The 17330-nt window shown below is 34.6% G+C and carries 12 protein-coding genes; 1 reads left to right on the top strand and 11 read right to left on the bottom strand.

From position 1 onward, the window contains the following. Positions 1–21: 21 nt before the first annotated feature. The 3 genes from ACKWCD_RS05155 to ACKWCD_RS05145 all read right to left on the bottom strand — a co-directional run bounded on the left by ACKWCD_RS05155 (position 22) and on the right by ACKWCD_RS05145 (position 2672). Positions 22–1155: a polysaccharide biosynthesis C-terminal domain-containing protein gene (locus ACKWCD_RS05155; protein ID WP_413982861.1), complete on the bottom strand. Its 1134-nt coding sequence runs from the start codon at positions 1153–1155 to the stop codon at positions 22–24. Positions 1156–1238: 83 nt separating this feature from the next. Further along, positions 1239–1589, bottom strand: a complete 351-nt coding sequence (locus tag ACKWCD_RS05150) for a sugar epimerase (protein WP_413982860.1) — start codon at positions 1587–1589, stop codon at positions 1239–1241. Positions 1590–1667: 78 nt separating this feature from the next. Continuing rightward, the gene (locus ACKWCD_RS05145; protein ID WP_413982859.1) at positions 1668–2672 is read right to left on the bottom strand and encodes a polysaccharide biosynthesis protein; all 1005 of its coding nucleotides are present in this window, start codon (positions 2670–2672) and stop codon (positions 1668–1670) included. A gap of 560 nt (positions 2673–3232) precedes the next feature. Between ACKWCD_RS05145 and ACKWCD_RS05140 the strand changes: the two genes are divergently transcribed. Continuing rightward, entirely contained in the window at positions 3233–4510 is a 1278-nt protein-coding gene (locus tag ACKWCD_RS05140; RefSeq protein ID WP_413982858.1) for a flippase, read from the top strand. A 103-nt stretch (positions 4511–4613) separates the two neighbouring features. Here ACKWCD_RS05140 and ACKWCD_RS05135 read toward each other — a convergent pair whose 3' ends face one another. From ACKWCD_RS05135 to ACKWCD_RS05100, 8 genes are all read right to left on the bottom strand, one after another. Next, complete coding sequence (locus ACKWCD_RS05135; protein WP_413982857.1) at positions 4614–5429, bottom strand: class I SAM-dependent methyltransferase; 816 nt, start codon at positions 5427–5429, stop codon at positions 4614–4616. A 160-nt stretch (positions 5430–5589) separates the two neighbouring features. Then, a complete protein-coding gene (locus ACKWCD_RS05130) occupies positions 5590–6732 on the bottom strand; it encodes a glycosyltransferase family 4 protein (RefSeq protein WP_413982856.1) in 1143 nt (380 codons plus the stop codon). A gap of 70 nt (positions 6733–6802) precedes the next feature. After that, complete coding sequence (locus tag ACKWCD_RS05125) at positions 6803–7996, bottom strand: glycosyltransferase (protein WP_413982855.1); 1194 nt, start codon at positions 7994–7996, stop codon at positions 6803–6805. Next, on the bottom strand, positions 7980–8735 hold the full coding sequence (locus ACKWCD_RS05120) for an O-antigen ligase family protein (protein ID WP_413982854.1): 756 nt from the start codon (positions 8733–8735) through the stop codon (positions 7980–7982). Before ACKWCD_RS05120 ends, ACKWCD_RS05125 begins: the two co-directional genes overlap by 17 nt. A gap of 464 nt (positions 8736–9199) precedes the next feature. Beyond that, positions 9200–10369, bottom strand: coding sequence for a glycosyltransferase (locus tag ACKWCD_RS05115; protein ID WP_413982853.1), 1170 nt, complete (start codon positions 10367–10369; stop codon positions 9200–9202). Between the two features lies 1 nt (position 10370). Next, a complete protein-coding gene (locus tag ACKWCD_RS05110; protein ID WP_413982852.1) occupies positions 10371–11084 on the bottom strand; it encodes a CatB-related O-acetyltransferase in 714 nt (237 codons plus the stop codon). Between the two features lie 283 nt (positions 11085–11367). Then, a complete protein-coding gene (locus ACKWCD_RS05105) occupies positions 11368–14676 on the bottom strand; it encodes a PKD domain-containing protein (protein ID WP_413982851.1) in 3309 nt (1102 codons plus the stop codon). A gap of 447 nt (positions 14677–15123) precedes the next feature. Continuing rightward, positions 15124–17280, bottom strand: a complete 2157-nt coding sequence (locus tag ACKWCD_RS05100) for a CBM96 family carbohydrate-binding protein (RefSeq protein ID WP_413982850.1) — start codon at positions 17278–17280, stop codon at positions 15124–15126. Between the last annotated feature and the right edge of the window lie 50 nt (positions 17281–17330).

Below are 17330 nucleotides of genomic sequence, written 5' to 3'. Positions count from 1 at the left end.
ATTGGGTGGTTTATTATTTATTTAAACATCTTCGAAGTACGTATCAGCGTCTTCAGGGTTATACGGTTCGTTAATCCAAAATAAAGTAATTAACTCCTCGTCTCCAATATTTTTAATATTGTGGGTATACCATATAGGCATATCTACATAAGCTGGTTCATTACCATCAAGATAATAATCAATTACTTCGTCAGTTCCTATTTTACGCAACTGAATCAGTGCTTTACCACTGATAACTGCAAATCGCTCCGCTTTTCTAGTATGAAAGTGATTTCCTCTTGTAATTCCAGGAACTGTAGTTGAAAAGGAAAACTGCCCACTCGTTTGGGTTCTCGCAATTTCAACGAAGCTTCCTCTTGGGTCGGTATGTTTTGTGAATTTTACGGGGTAATGATCTAAAGGAACATAACATCTAAAAGTATTGAATAAAGCTTTCTCAAATGGATCTTCCAGACTTGGGAATATTCCATTTTCCATATAATCCGCTTTGTAGCGGTTTAATAATTCTAGAATGCGAGAAACCTTGTTCTTACTAGTTGGCTGAATACGAACTTCAAAACTATTTGCCCCTAAACTTTCAGCTTCGCCTTGACCTTTAATAGTGTCGATGAAAATTTTAACTAACTCATTGATATAAATCAGACCTACTTCTCCATCTTGAATAATTGTTGGTTCTTCTCCATGGGTAACTTTGTGACAAAAAGTAGCCACAACTGAATTATAATTAGGCTTGCCAAAAGGTCCAAATACATTGGGAATTGTCAAGGATGTGAATTTACCTCCCGTCTCCGCAGCCCAAGCAACGAATTTTTCTTTTCCTTCTTTTTTTGATTTTCCATATAGGTTATCACGATCTTCTTGTGAAGAGGATGAGAAAATAATATCTGGGGTGGTCGAGGTTTGTTTACAAGCGCTTATTAATGAATCTACTAAACCGATGTTTGTATTGTAAATAACATTCATGTCTTCATGGCGATTCATAGCTGCCAAGTGAACAATGGTATCACATTGTTTTACAAAGTGTTCTAGTTTGTCTTTATCATCAAAAAAAGCTCTTTCAAAAGGCACGAGCTCAACCGATTCATCAAGGGTAAGTGTGGTGTAGAGATGGTTTCCTACGAAACCTGCTTGCCCTGTTATTCCTACTTTTTTCATTTATGCTGAATTTATCTCAGTGTCTATTATCATTTCCGCGCAGGCGAAAATCTATTTAATCCTATTCTTAAGTTTTAAACCAACTACCACTCTCCGTTCCAAAAATCTAACGGAAACCTAAAATCATCATTCTTAGATGCATCCAAAGAAAAATTTGAAAAGACAATAAGTTTTGAATCTTCTTCTTGTGCTTTGAAAGCAGTCGCATATCCTCCTGAAACTTCTAAAACAGAAGGTTGTTTAGCTTCTAAAATAAATCGATTTGGTTCTAAATTTTTAGAGGGAGCCTCAAAATCATCTAATTCCATTAAGTTAACTATGAAGCTACCAGTATTACAATAGAACCATTTTTTTTCTTTTTTGTGGCCTTGCCAACCTCGAATGGTTTTTGTGTCACTTGGCAATATTTCATACATGCGAATGATCTCACTCATATTGAAATTATTGAAAAAATTCAATCCCCCACGCTGATCTGAAAAATTCGCTCCTTGGATTAGATTATGAAAAACCATTTAAAGATTTTCTTTGATGTAATCTAAATTTAGTAAGGTTTGCTTTAGCTCTTCGTTGGTCAACTGCGTGGTGTTGTGAGAATGATAATCTTCAATTGCACTAATATCTGTTTCACCCTCAGAAAAATATCGACTATAGTTCAAATCGCGATTATCAGCAGGAATTCTGTAGAACTCTCCCATATCTTCAGCCTTCTGCATTTCTTCACGAGTACACAAGGTTTCGTAAAGTTTTTCACCATGGCGGGTACCAATAACTTTAATATCATTATCAGCATTGAAAATTGATTTCACAGCATCTGCCAAATCTCCAATCGTACTTGCAGGTGCCTTATTTACGAAAAGATCACCCTGGTTACCATGTTTAAAAGCAAACAATACCAAATCTACTGCGTCTTCTAATGACATTAAAAAACGAGTCATATTCGGATCTGTAATTGTTAAAGGGTTTTTATCTTCAATTTGTTTTACAAACAAAGGAATAACAGAACCTCTAGAAGCCATTACGTTTCCATATCTAGTCAAACAAACAATAGTATCATCATTTGGAATATTTCTGGAAGCTGCAACAGCTACTTTTTCCATAAGCGCTTTACTGATTCCCATTGCATTAATAGGGTAGGCCGCCTTATCAGTACTTAAACAGATGATTCGTTTGACTTTATTAGAGACAGCAGCATCAATTGTATTTTGAGTGCCAAAAACATTGGTTTTTGCCGCTTCAATGGGGAAAAATTCACAAGAAGGAACTTGTTTTAAAGCTGCGGCATGAAATACATAATCTACACCACTCATGGCTCTAGAAATGCTATTGTAATCCCGTACATCACCTATGTAGAATTTTACTTTTTCATTTTTTAGTGTATTACGCATATCATCTTGTTTCTTTTCATCACGAGAAAAGATGCGTATCTCTTTAATATCAGTTTCTAAGAAACGATTTAAAACTGCATTTCCGAAAGATCCTGTACCTCCAGTTATAAGTAGTGTTTTGTCTTTAAACATTTTTTGGGTTTTATTCTTAATTTTGGCCGCAAAATTCTGAAATTACTATTGAAAATCATGATATGAAATTGAAAAATCGTCATGCGACACTAGATTAACGATAATATCAGCATTTTTGTATGCGTGTGAGTAATTTGTTCTTAGAAATAGCGGTTTTTCGAAATTTTGTTTCTTTAAAATAGTGCTATTGTTTGATTACCTAAAGGTATAGTTCCAACTGCAATACCCTTAACCATCCCAAAATTATTAATTTAAAGGTTAGGAACAATAGACATTTGATAATTCTATTTTATTTTGAATATGAATTTTACTACACTTTATACTTTATTGACGAAAGACAAGTTCTTATTTTCTTAGTATTGTACGAATTACTAAAGCAGTAGAAACAATATTGATGATGAACATTCAAAATATAAACATGAATTTGCAGTTTACCTTGTGTGACGTATTGTTGTTTGAATTTTTAAAAAAAGAAGTTGCAAATTGATCTTGGCATTATGTCAATATTATTATGATCTATGCTGAGAAAAATTAAGGAGTTAAAAAATAATCAAGGCTTCATGAGGTATTTTAAAAATACTTCATGGATGATGTCTGAAAAAGTGCTTCGAATTGTTGCAGCTTTGACTATTGGCGCCTGGGTAACTAGATATCTTGGTCCTACAGATTTTGGTATTTTGAGCTACGCTCAAAGTTTTGTTGGTTTATTTGCAGCTTTTTCTACTCTGGGTCTTGATAGACTATTGGCTCGAGAACTTGTTAAGGAGTCTGAACAAAAATATGTTTTATTAGGGACCTCTTTTATTCTACAGACAATAGGTTCTACAATTCTAGTATCTCTTTTATTTATTTCAATTTACTTTAATGACAATGATGAATTGACAAATAAAATCATTGTTATTATGGGTTTACTGACTTTCGTCAATAGCTTTAATATTATCGGAGCATATTTTCAAAGTATTGTAAAGACGAAGCACGTTGTTATTACAAGTATTATTGGTTTAATAGTATTTACTATTATTAGAATAGTATTGATTCTTAATGATGCACCTCTAATTTATTTTGTTTACGCCATTGCTTTTGATACCATTTTCTTGATACTCGGCGCTATTTATGTTTATTTCAGAAGTAAACAATCTTTGTTTAAGTGGAAATTTTCCAAAACAAAGGCAAAATCTCTTTTAAGTGATAGTTGGCCTTTGATATTAAACGCCATTTTTATATCAGTGTACGTCAGAATTGATCAAGTAATGATTAAGGAAGTAATGGACTCAGAATCGGTTGGGCAATATGCGGCAGCTGTGACACTTAGTCAAGCTTGGTATTTCATTCCAGGTATAATAGGAAGCTCTCTTTTTCCCGCAATAGTAAACGCAAAAAAAGTAAGTGAAAGTTTGTATTATGATAGGCTTCAGAAGTTGTATGATTTGATGGTTTTGCTATCCGTCTCAATAGCCATTGCCATGACTTTCTTAAGCGATTGGGTAGTGGAGTTTATGTATGGCAGCGAATTTTACCTAACAGGAGATGTCTTAAGTATTCATATATGGGCAGGAGTTTTTGTGTTTTTAGGAGTATCTGTTAGCAAATGGATACTGACAGAAAACTTACAGCGTATTAGTAGTTTCAACCTATTTATTGGAATGGTTTCGAATATCATACTTAATATCATTATGATTCCAAAATTTGGAGTAATTGGAGCTGCATTTGCAACTTTAATTTCACAATCAATATCTGTTTTATTTACGCCGTTATTATTCAAGAAAACAAGACCTTCATTTTTCATGATGATAAAAGCGTTAAGTTTTACATCGGTCTTAAGGAGAGTTTTTAAGTAAGAACTTTAATTTAGATAACTAAATAGAGGCCCAAAGAAATGAGGACTAGTTTTCCGTCATAGCATCTTCTATTGCACACAGCAGTAGAGTTTTAATGCGATAGTTATAATCGGCTACAAACAAAAATATCTTCCTCAACGTTCAAACCGTACTTGGGGTACTCGCTAGAAATATTGACTCTTTTAACCTTGAAACCAGAATTTTCTAAACGAGACACGTAGTCTTGCCCATATATTCTGACATGATCATATTGCCCAAAAACTTGTTTTCTTTCGGAAGGATTTGTAACCGAAAAATCTTCAAAAGTTTCCCCTAAAACTTTGGAGATAGGTACTTGAAGTATTGCAATACCCTCCTTATTTAAAACTCTTCTTAGTTCATTCATCGCTATTTGATCCTCAGGCACATGCTCCAGAACATGATTGCACATAATTAAATCAAACGATTCATCGGGATAAGGAATACTAGTTACATTCATATTCTCAACATGGTTTGGATAACTATATCCTTCAGTAAATAAATCACCACAGACATAATTTTCAAATTCAATATCAAGTAATTTTCTTGTCAAATTTGGTTCAGGAGCAATATGAAGAACATTATTTACATTTCCTGAATTATGAATATCTAGTTTTTCCTTTAGGTAGGTATAAATAAGACGTTCCCTTTGTGAAGAACGACATTTATAGCAGCCGCTTGCAGCTCTCATACCGCCTATAACATGTTTTTCTTTTAACACTTTTGATGTTCTTCCTATTACAAATAAATCTCTCGCATTGTAATTACAAAAAGGACACTGGTACTTATCACCTTTATGGGTAAGTATTTGAAGCTGCGATCTGATTTTTCTATAAATTTTAAATATAAAATATCTTAATTCTTTAGGAAGAAATCTCCAGAGTCTTTTTAGCAAGGCCATTGTTGTTTAGTTTTTAAATACTGTAAGTAGGTATCTTATTACTAATGAAAGAGTTTTGGAGGTAGAACTAAAATACTTAAAGAAACTTAGTTATCCCATTGTAAGTGAGTAAATTGTATAAAAGGTTTGTTTTGACTTATGAATGGTATAAAATGAGCTATTATAAATTTTTATCAGATGCATTTTCCCAGTGTTGTAGATACTCGGCAAAAACACGTTCCATACTATACGAGTTTAAGACCTTTTTTAAGCCGTTTTTGGCCATAACTTCTATTTTGCTGGTGTTACCTACTAAAAGATCAATTGCATTTGTTAAGTCTTCTATATTTTGATGCGAAACGCACACTCCACATGGATGATTCGTTTCAATGTCTAGCATCTCAGGGATAGCTCCTACATAGGTTCCTACTACCGCGCAACCCATTGCCATAGCCTCGAGAACAACATTGGGAAAGCCTTCAGTATAACTTGGAAGGGCCAGTATGGAATAAGCTTTCATTTTTTCCAAAACCTGTGATTTTTCCAATGAGCCTAAAAATTCTATCCAGTTACCGTCGTTTCTTTTTTTGGCAATATCCATCAAAGCTGCTTTAGTTTCTTCCTCATAAGGACCTATGAGAGTCAGGCGATTTAATTTGTGATTTTGCACGCATGCATGAACGAGCTCGTAGACTCCCTTTCCTCGAACCACATGACCAACATACAAAATAGCATCAGAGGGCCTAGTTTGATACGCATCTACTAGAGTCTTAGTTTGACTACCTACATCTGCAGCGATAGGATTAGGCATATTCAAAACGTTATTGAACCCTTGCTTTAATAAAGCATTGTAGGAAGTCTGATCAATAACAATTGAATAGGTGCTTTTTTTTATTACTTTACTCAAAAGTTTATACTCCCAGTTATTTTTTTTGATTAATGCGGGAATTCTTCCAAACCTCCAATGTGTTATAACGGGAACACCTCTTCTTCTAGCAAGTCGTATTATTAAAATATCTTTTACTAAAGAAAAAGATGCACTACTTACCAAATGCACTACATCAGGTTTTTCTTGAAGAAACTTTTTGACCTTCCAATATGTCTTTAAAGAATTGATTATTCCATGGTATATGCGAATAGAGTGTGATCTTGATGTAATTCGTCTTCCTTTACTCGATGAATCGCATAATATTAAATCCAAGTTACTTTTCTGTAAAGATTCATAGTATGAGGTTACATTTACGGTCCATGAGGCAATTCCACCCACAGGAGGCGGTAATGGTGAAACTAGTAATACTCTAAAAGGTTGGATGGGGGGCGGCATTAGCAACAAGATTTTAGTTGTTCATATTCAAGGTGTCAAGACATTTTTCAATAAATAAAAATTAGATCATCTAATTCTTATTAAGGCTTAATAGAAAGTTTTCAAATCCTTCCACGTGATTTTTGTAGTAAAAAGACCTTCTTGCTTCATTCTTGGAATCTTTTTTCATTTGAAGTTTTTCGTTTTTCGCAATTTTAATTGCTTTTAAAATAGACTCAGCCAAATTCTCCACAGAGTTATCTTTAACTACGAAACCAGTATGCCCTTCTTTCAAATACAATCCAATATCACTTGTTAAATTGGCAATTACAGGAACCCCGGCCGCTAAGCTTTCTACGAACTTCGTTGGAAAGCCGGCATTGGCATATCGCATATCTGGCCGTATCAATACTGAAAAGTCAGCTTTTGCTAAATTTATGGGAATTTCATGATGATTGATTCTTCCATGAAATACAATTGTTCCTTCAAGATCCTTTACCAAAACTTTATCTTTCTCTAAGACATCTTCAATTTGTTCTGGACTCGGTCCAAATAAGTGTAGTTTAATGGAATGACCCTGATCGACAATTTTTTTGACGCTTTTTATAATGATATCGATGGAGTCTTTTTTTCCTGGTACTCCTGCATAAACTAAGTTCAAACTATTTTCGCAAAATGATGTAGCCTCTTCAGTTTTCCATTTTGAATCTTCTATATCAAAAAGCTGAGGCACTCTAATGGTGGTCATGCCTTTTTTATCATAATACTTTTGAAAAAAAGAACTTATAGCGATTACACCATCGCACTTAGGAATAACTTTTTGAATAGTGTGATTTACATCCCAAAGCATAGGGCTTAATTTTCCACCATTAACCTGACCTGGATCATACCATTCAACAATATCAGTTACCAATTTTATTTTTTTTCTTTTAGCATACTTTAATAAAGGTTTCAGGTAGGTGCTACTATTGCCATAATAGATGATAATACTTGGGTTTACATTTTCCTGCTCTAGTTTGGCTACGGTCATTTCACCAGAAAAGATAATTTGACGCATTCTATTTAAAGGAGATTGTCTGTTGGGGATGTTGTAATATTTAAACCCATCAAAACTACCAGATAAACAACTAGGGTCTTCAGGCCGCATGCATTTACCAATAAACACCACATTATACCCTAGGCTTTTTAGGATTTTGCCTACACCAATAACTCTAGTGCTAGCTGCATCTCCAGTTGGAAAATTAAATCTTCCGACAATTGCTATTGTACTATTTTTTTGCTTCAAACGAATTAACTTGAACTTTTGGGATTAAAGATGTATTGGAGAACCTTGAATTATAGCCGTTCAATATTCCTATAAAAATGCAAAAGACTGAGAAGAGTCTAAAATATCCTATCATGATGGGTTCTACAAAAAACACTAAGAAAAATGATATAGCATATGTCAACACTAGGGCATTGAATGAAATTTGATCAGGTAATAATTTGATGGTTTTTTTAACTTGAAAGAATGATTTTACACAAAAAAAGAAAAGGAAAATCATTGGCATAACACCTCCTACCATTGCCACATCTAACCATAAATTATGGGCAAAACCAAATTCATTTTTACTCCAACCCATTGGTTTTGTAAAAATATTTTCGATAGCCTTTTCCCATCTTTGACTTCTTCCTCCAGCACTGGCGACATTTTTTGCGTCATCCATTCGACTTACGTAGACCGCCATCCAGTCGGCATTTCTATCAAAGCTTACTTGAGTAGCAACAATGCCTAATAGAATAACTATCATAAACAGCATTGGAATATTTTTTTTTATGGACTGCTTTCTTAAGGTGTATATAATTGATACAAGTATGGTGAGCACACTTATTAATAATTGCGTTCTACTACCTAACCTTATAACACAAATGAGTGAAAGGAAAAAAATCACCCCTCCAAAAATTTTAAACCCCAAACTAAGTTTTAGTTGTCTAATTAGAAGTAAACCTGGAAGGCACATATTTAACATAAAAAAACCACCCATTCTAGTTGCTGAGACTGTATTTCCGCTCCAAAACATAGGTAGGTTTCTATTTAATGATGAAAAACCACCGTCCAGAAAAACAATTAGAACAGAAACCATAGCGGAAAAAGAAAAAAGGAACCCTATTAGTATTAAGAAAATGAATAGAATCTTTGGAGTGCTTAGCTCATTTACAAAGTATTTACCTAATAAGTAAAACCCCGGTGGAACAAATGCGTAATTGTAAATAAATTGTTGTCCGCCATAAGGCTCAAAGCTATAAAATAGAGCATATGTTAATGAGAATATAGAAATCATCACAAAACCAGAATCAAGATTCTGAGATAAAAAACGCTTTTTAAAAAAAACGAAAACGACCAAAAGCCAACTAAAAATATAGCCCTGCATGTAAGGATTTAATAGGTACAGCACAAAGCATAAACACAATAAAAAGCCTATTGATTTAAAGTATCTTAATGTGGAATTCATGTTTTTCTTATCGCTAACTTTTTAAAAAGACTTTTTATTTTCTTACCAGTACTTTTGTAGAAAAGGTAATACAAGTCTTTATAGACTATTATTTTAGTATTGTATAAAATAGAACTTTCCCTATTATTTTTAAACTTATTCGATTCAGGTTTATCTAGGTTGTATAGAAAAAGATCATCTCCTAAAATATTAAGCAAAATATTTGCATCTATAGGTTTCAAACTTTGGCCAAAAGACTTTACTATTTTGAAATTTAACTTTTTAGAGGTAATTAAAAATTTTTTCTTATTTGCAGTTGGTTTATACCCATATAAACATACGCATAAATCTTTAGGTTGAATGTTCAAGTGTTTTGATAAATTCATGTTTTCATAAAATGCATCGTATGTACTAAACGATTCATCTAGAGAACTGAAGGTAAATTTGTTTTGTACACCAAAACGCATTGGAACCTGAAAGGCAGTACTTTCTTCTGGGTTATGTGTTCCGACTTCACTGAAATTTGTGGTCAAAGATACTTTTGGGTATAGGAAATATTTGTTTTCTTCAATTAGATATGCAACATTGAACTTTAGCCAAGACTTTTCAGACCAAGAGAGTACTTTTGCCGGTATGTTTGGTTTAGAATTTAAATCGGGTTCACTTTCATACCAATTTAAAAATTGCTTCCATTGCTTTTTGCTCCATGCTTGGCCCCAAGAAGAGGCAAATTGAAAATACCAATTGTCAAAGCCATCCTCGATAGGTGAGAAATTTGTTAGAGTTTGCACATTAGTTTGATGATTGTATAAGGATATTCCACCTACGTAGTTTTTGTCTGCTGTAAATTCTAATGCTTCCAATGCAAAAGAATAAAAAGATGGAGCAACCAAAAGATCATCTTCTAAAACTATTATACTGCCATGTTCCAAAGCTAAAGAGCCACATTTTAGAACATGTTTTTTTAACCCAAGATTTACTTTATGCGAAAGGACTTTTTTCTCTCCGTATTTCCAAGTAAAATCATTGGCCACCGCTAATACTTCATTGTTGTTTTCCGAAAAATCAACGCTAATGAACAAAGGTACGTCTAGGCCAAGATAATTGGCATTGCCTAATGAATTTAAAATCCTCTGAAGGCATTTTGGCCTGTTAAAGGCAACCACCACTATAGGAGTCGGTGTCATACTATTGATCTTTAAAGCATTTGCGAAATTTATCTATATCTGTAAAGTTCGCGGCGTTATTTCTTATCCATTCTTGGTCTTTATTCCACCATTCAAAGTCTAATAAAAATTTTATCTCTTCATCTGAGAACCGCTTACGAATTAGTTTAGCGGGAACCCCACCGAATATTGTGTACGGAGGTATATCTTTGACAACAAGCGCATTTGCAGCAATGATAGCTCCATCTCCGATGCGAACTCCTTCCATAATTGCGGCTCCATCTCCGATCCATACGTCGTTACCAATTTGAATAGAATATTTTCCACTTTCATCAAGTGGCTCTGTATGCTCATCGAAAAGTTGAACATCTGTGTAGGTAAAGCCTACTTGACTCAGCCTGGAAAAAAATGAAGGATGTGTTGAAACAAATTTTGAAGTAGGGTGCTGTCCAAAAATACACCTTACATTTGGTCCAATAGATGAATATTTTCCAATTTCTGTTTTAAAGATTTTGGTGTTTGCTCCTATATAGGAGGCATAGCCGATTTTCGAACTTACAAATGAGCTGTCATAAGAGAAAAAATTTCTTCCTTCACATTCGATAGAATCGTTTATGTAAGAATTTTTTCCGAAAATTAATTTATACTTTCTCGCATATTTGGTTTTTAGAAAGAATAGAGCAATTCTTTTCAAAATAGGAACCGAAACAATAAATCTTTGAATAAAATTCTTCATCAATTATTTAATACTATGAATCTTCATTATCTAGTTTATAGAACTGCTTACTCAAAATTTTATTTCATAGAAGAAAATTATTTTAAGAAAGCCGTAGATATTTAGTTTTAAAACTAAATTTAAGATTTAAGCGAAGATAGTTATAATGAGCTATTGTTAAGCTATCATGAAGATACTAGTAGATAGAGATTAGTTTGAAATACTCTATCGAAAATGACAAGAAGTATTTTTGCTAATTTGATAAATCAACAGGTTTGTAAAAAGCTATCTAGTTGTTACTACTTCAATTTGGTGTTGCAAAACCATTACTTGACCAATTACAGTTTGAATAAGAAGCATTAATACTATATGTAGCACCACCAGAAATTCGTTCTTTCGAAAATTTTTGTACGTTACTAATAGTGCAATTAGAGAATGTGGTGTTCGAATTGGCTCTATCGATTTCAAATAAATACTCCAAATTAGTAAAAGAACAGTTTCTGAAAATGTTATTATCTGCGCTGCTACTTTGATTAACCTGTTCAAAGTATGAAAATGCTACTGCCGAAAACGCATTTTTGATGTTAACATTGTCAAAGGTATTGTTATCACTTGAATCATTAACATCACCAGCTAAACCATCGTTCCAATCTTGAAATAGAATAGAACAATTTTCAAGATTAATATTCTCAAAACTGTTATGGTGAGATCCGTTTGCTAACCTTATACCTCCTGCTTCGGGAGTGGTGTTGTTAACATTACTTTCTTTCCTAATTGTACCATTTTTAAATACATTGTTCGAAGTTTTAGGAAATTGAACCGCTAAAAAAGTATTTATTATCGTGAAACCATCGACAACATTACCAGAAATGGTTCCATTGCCTTTAGCTCCAAGACCGTGTCCGAGATGTCTTAATGCTCCAACCCTATGAACTGTTGTATTTCGAATATTTGAATTGGTGGTGTTTTCAGCAATCAAAAAGTAATAATCCATTGGGTTCACCTGACTGTTAGAGTAGACTTTATTGTTTGTAGCTAACATTCCATTTCCATTGCTAATCGTAATACCCTGAGCTCCACAGTTTAGTATGAACGAATTATGGACTTCAGAGTTATTTCCTTGTAAAATTATTCCAGTACCTGCATAGTTTAGGAATGCATTGCTCGTATTAGTTGGATAAGTATGAGATGGATTAAAATCTCCCATTTGAACGGCAATAATATTTTTAAGTACCACATTATTTGAAAAGGAAGAAACACCGTATTCATATTTTGTAATTTGAAAATTCTCGAAATGAAGATATGGTTGAGATGTTCTAATTGCCGTACCTTGTCCTTCACCATTAGGTGCGTATCCTATTAATAATGGCATTTTACTAGCATCTAATGCATCACCATATCTGAATGTAGATTCTGAACCACTTACAATGTCACCTGGTGTATTTCTATAGCCAATAAATTTTATTGGGTTACCAGCACTTCCAGGATTTTCAGGTTTTAATCTTCTATTTCCATAATTACCGGCTTTGACATAAACTACATCTCCCGCCTTGGCAACATCAACTGCATGTTCTAAACTCCAAGCGCTACTTTCTGAAAGTCCACTATTCGAAGAATTTCCACTTGTTGTTACATAGTAACCACCCTGAGGAGTGCCTGTGCCTCCTCCTGAAGAATTTACGGTTATCGTTACTGAAGATGTGCTTGCTAAACCTTCGGCATCTTTAACTGTTAACTCAACAACATAACTACCAGGAGTGTTGAAAGAATGAGAAGGATTGGAATTTGTGGCGGTAGAACCGTCTTTAAAATCCCAAAAATAACTTGTTACTCCTTTATCATCAGTAGAATTATCACCTATCAATTGCACATTTAAGGGGGCATTACCCGTTGTTGGATTTGCTGTAACAACTGCTGTTGGAGCGGTGTTTTGAGGGGCTGTAACTACAACGGTGACCGTCTGGGTATTTGTCAGCCCGTCTTTATCCTTTACTGTTAATTCAGCTTCATAGGTTCCAGGCGTTGTATAGGTATGCGATGGATTTGCGGTAATTGATGTAGTACCATCCTTCAAATCCCAAGAATAACTTGCGACTTTATCATCATCTGTAGATCTATCACCTACAAACTGGACAAATAATGGTGCTTCTCCCGATGATGGAGTAGCAATTGCTAATGCAGTAGGAGCTTCATTTTCTGGTTCGACAACGGTTATGGTTATCGTCTTACTATTTGAGAGACCATTTTCATCCTTAACCAAGAGCGTGACGTTGTATGTTCCTGGAGTGGTAAAAGTATGATTTGCGTTAGCAGTATTGGCAGAAGTACCATCTTTAAAATCCCATGTGTAACTAGAAATGGAATTATCATCCGTCGATTTATCTCCTGAAAAGGATACCTGCAATGGAGCTTCACCACTTGTTACGTTAGTAGAAACAATAGCATTTGGAGCTTCATTTTCTTTTTCGGTAACAGTGATTGTAACGGTATCTGAAGATGAAAGCCCATCCTCGTCAACTACTGTTAAAATTACTTCATAGGTACCAGCAGTTGTAAAAGTATGAACAGGATCGGCAATAGATGCTGTTGTACCATCTTTAAAATTCCAAGTGTATCCACTTACTTTTACATCATCAGTTGAATTACTTCCAGTAAAAGTTACCTCATGGGGAGCGCCACCACTAGGCGGAGTTGCGTCTGCAACAGCCATAGGTTCTTGATTTTCAACTACCTCTTCTTCTGTTGTTTCTTCTTCAGTTGTCTCTTCTGTTGTTTCTTCTTCAGTTGTCTCTTCTGTTGTTTCTTCTTCAGTTGTCTCTTCAGTTGTTTCTTCTTCTGTTGTTTCTTCAGTTGTTTCTTCTGTTGTCTCTTCTTCTGTTGTTTCTTCTTCGTTGGTTATGCTTATTTCATCTGATCCTTCTTCGACTTCATAAGTAACTACTAGCTTTGGGCCAATTTTGTCGATATGCTCTTTGGATGCAAAGGCCAAGTCATTTCCTCCTTTATGACTTAGTATCAAAGTGAAAACATTCGGGGTAATATTATCTGGTTTTAGTTCAATAGTCTCCGTATTGCCAACACGATATTCTTTGATTACCGAGCCCAATTCAAATTCGGCGGCCGGAGCTGTATTATTCGATAGGTTATCTTCAGTCCAATTACTTGAGATTCCTTTATGCACATTCACTGTTCCGTTTCCATCATCACTGTTTATAGTGAATTGCAACTTTGCCGAAATAACCGTACCATTTATAGCATTAATGGAACTTAAGTCGAACATGATATAGCTAGTTCTTTGGTTTTCTTCTAGACGTATAATACTTTGATTAAACCATCGGCCACTTTGAACGTGAGCGTCATGGATAGGAGAGAAACTAATGGTTCTTAGCTCTAGTGAAGGACCGCTTTCTTCTGATGTGCCTTCTTGATCAGGGGTAACATCTCCAGGCTGATTAGGAGTTGTTTCAATTTCTTCAATAGAAGAAACTACTTCATCGTCTAAAACGGAGTCAATTAATAAATCACTGTCTTTACTACAACTCAGTGCTAGTAAAATTGAAATAAAAATAAAGCATACGAATGCCTGAGGGATTTTTGTGGGGTGAAATCTCATTGTCTTGGGACTAATTTAAAATCGGTTCATTCCTAAAGTTGGCGGTAGTTTTATTTCGTTTTTAGCGTGGTAGGTTTGGATCAATTTTAGTCTTTGAGTGTTCATGAAAATCAATTTTGATTCATCTAAATATTGTCTAAAAATTCAATTTTTCGATGAAATGATACTTTCTAACGATAAAAAGCACCATTTATTATGATTTTCGAGATGCAAACGTAAATATTTAAGGTGGCTTTCTCGATTATTAGAAGATTTTTTCGATGAACTGCACTTTTTATTAAGATTTTATTAGAATATGACAGAACATTTGCACATTCTTCTGTGAATGAAATTATTAGTCATACAGAAGTATGAAAAAATTAGCGCGACAATGCTAACAAACAAATTGAATACTAAAAAACCCATGAAGTATGAATCCATGGGTTTAAAAATTTGATAGAATGTTTACTAATTAGGGGGGGTAAAGCCTACATTATTCCATGTGCAACTTTGGTATGTTGCTTGAACTTGATAAGAAGCTCCTCCAGCTTTGCGCTCAATTTTATAAGATGAAACATCATCGATCGCACAATTTATAAGCTTGGTTCCTGTGTTCGCTCTGTCAACTTCATAAAGAAAGTTAATATTTGAAAAAGTACAGTTTCTAAAAGTGTTATTGTCAGCACTACTAGCATGATTTGTCTCTAGGAAGTGAGAAAATGCAATTGCTGAGAAGGCATCTTTGACATGAATGTTTTCAAAAACATTGTTGTCGCTCGAATCATTTACATCGCCTGGAAGCCCATCATTCCAGTCGCTAAACTTAATTGAACAATTTGTAAGTACAATATTTTCATAATAATTATTTTTTGAACCATTGGCTAAACGCAATCCTGCAGCATCTTTTGTACCGTCATTAACATTTTGTTCTTTCAATACAGTACCATTTTTAAAAGTATTGTTCGTGGTTTTCGGGAATTGAACCTCCAAAAAAGTATTAATTATTTCAAAACCATCAACTGTATTTCCTGAGATTGTTCCATTTCCTTTGAATGCTATTCCATGGCCCAAATGAGTTAAAGCACCAACTCTATGAATTTTTGTATTTGTGAAAGTAGAATTGGTGGTTTCTGCTCCAATTAGAAAATAATAGTCCGTTGGGTTTACATTATTATTGGAATAAACTGAATTATGAGAGGCCCTTATATTATTTCCACTCTGAAAGGTTATTCCTTGAATTCCACAGTTCAAAACAAAACTGTTGTGCAATTCAGAGCCGTCTCCTTGAAGTATTATTCCATTACCGGTATGGTTTAAAAATGCATTACTTGTTGCTGTAGGATATGAATGAGACGGATTAAAATCACCCATTTTGGTTACAATAATATTTTTATTGTATGAGTGATGGCTTCTTGAAACAAGCCCATCTTTATATTTTGTGATCTGAAAATTTTCTATATGTACGTATGGTTCAAGAACCTTGATAGCAGTACCTTGCCCTTCTCCATTTGGTGTAGAACCCGACAATAATGGCATTTTGTTTGCATCTAACGCGTCTCCGTATTTAAATGTTGATCCCTGATTGCTCGATAAATCTCCTGGAGAATTTGTGTAGCCAATAAATTTAATGGGATTACTACTTGAACCGCTGTTGTCAGCAATGAGTTGTTTATTTCCATAATTACCGGCTTTTACATAAACTACGTCTCCCGCAACTGCGGTCGCGAAAGCGTGTTCTATGCTCCATGCACTAGATTCAGATTGACCATTATTACTTGAACTTCCAGAAGTCGTGACGAAATATGCACCGTCTGTTGAAGCGGTATTGTTATTAGGCTGATCTTCTTCAGGAGTTGTATCCTCTTCTGTGGTATCTTCTTCCTGAGTAGTATCTTCTTGTGTTGTATCTTCTTCAGGAGTTGTATCCTCTTGTGTGGTATCTTCTTCTTGGGTGTCACCCTCCTCTTGATTTATAAGCGGAGAACCTGCAGGAGCCATGTAAGTAACAATCAACTTCGGGCCTTTATTTGCAGGATGCTCTTTTGAAGCAAAAGCCAAATCATTACCTGTGCTATGTGTCATCACCAAAGTTGTGACTTCCGCGGTAAGACTATTAGGATCTAGGGCAACTTTTTCAGGTGCACCTACTTTGTAATCCTTGTTTAGACTTGCCAAATGTGCATCTAGGCCAGGAGCATTATCTATGGTAAGATTTTCTTCCGTCCACTCGGTAGTTAAACCTTTGTGTATAGCTATGCCTCCATCGCCTTCGTCACTATCTATTGAAAACTGTAAAACTGCATTTGTGATAGAACCGTTGACTGGGCTGAGGTCAAACATTAAATAGCTGGTACGGTAATCTTCCTGTAAGCGAATAATTGAACGATCATGTCCTTGTTTATCTTGAAGATAGGCATCGTTAGTAGGGGAGAAGGTAAACGTTCTGACCACCAACTCATCTTCTTCTACTTCTTCTACAAAGGGGTCTTTTTCCTCTAAAGAAATTTCTGGTTCGTTCAGAACAGAATCTAACAATAGGTCGGTGTCCTTAGAACAGGAAAAAATAATGGATAGCACAAAAAGGGACAGGGTCATGTTAATGACTTTTTGGGGGATAAGTTTCATAAGTAGGTATTCTTTTTAAGAGACGTTAATTATTTGGGACAAATATTGCA

The sequence above is a fragment of the Maribacter taeanensis genome, assembly GCF_047345145.1.
GTDB lineage: Bacteria > Bacteroidota > Bacteroidia > Flavobacteriales > Flavobacteriaceae > Maribacter_C.
Note: the sequence above shows the minus strand (reverse complement) of the source record. Positions and strands in the feature narration are given on the sequence as shown.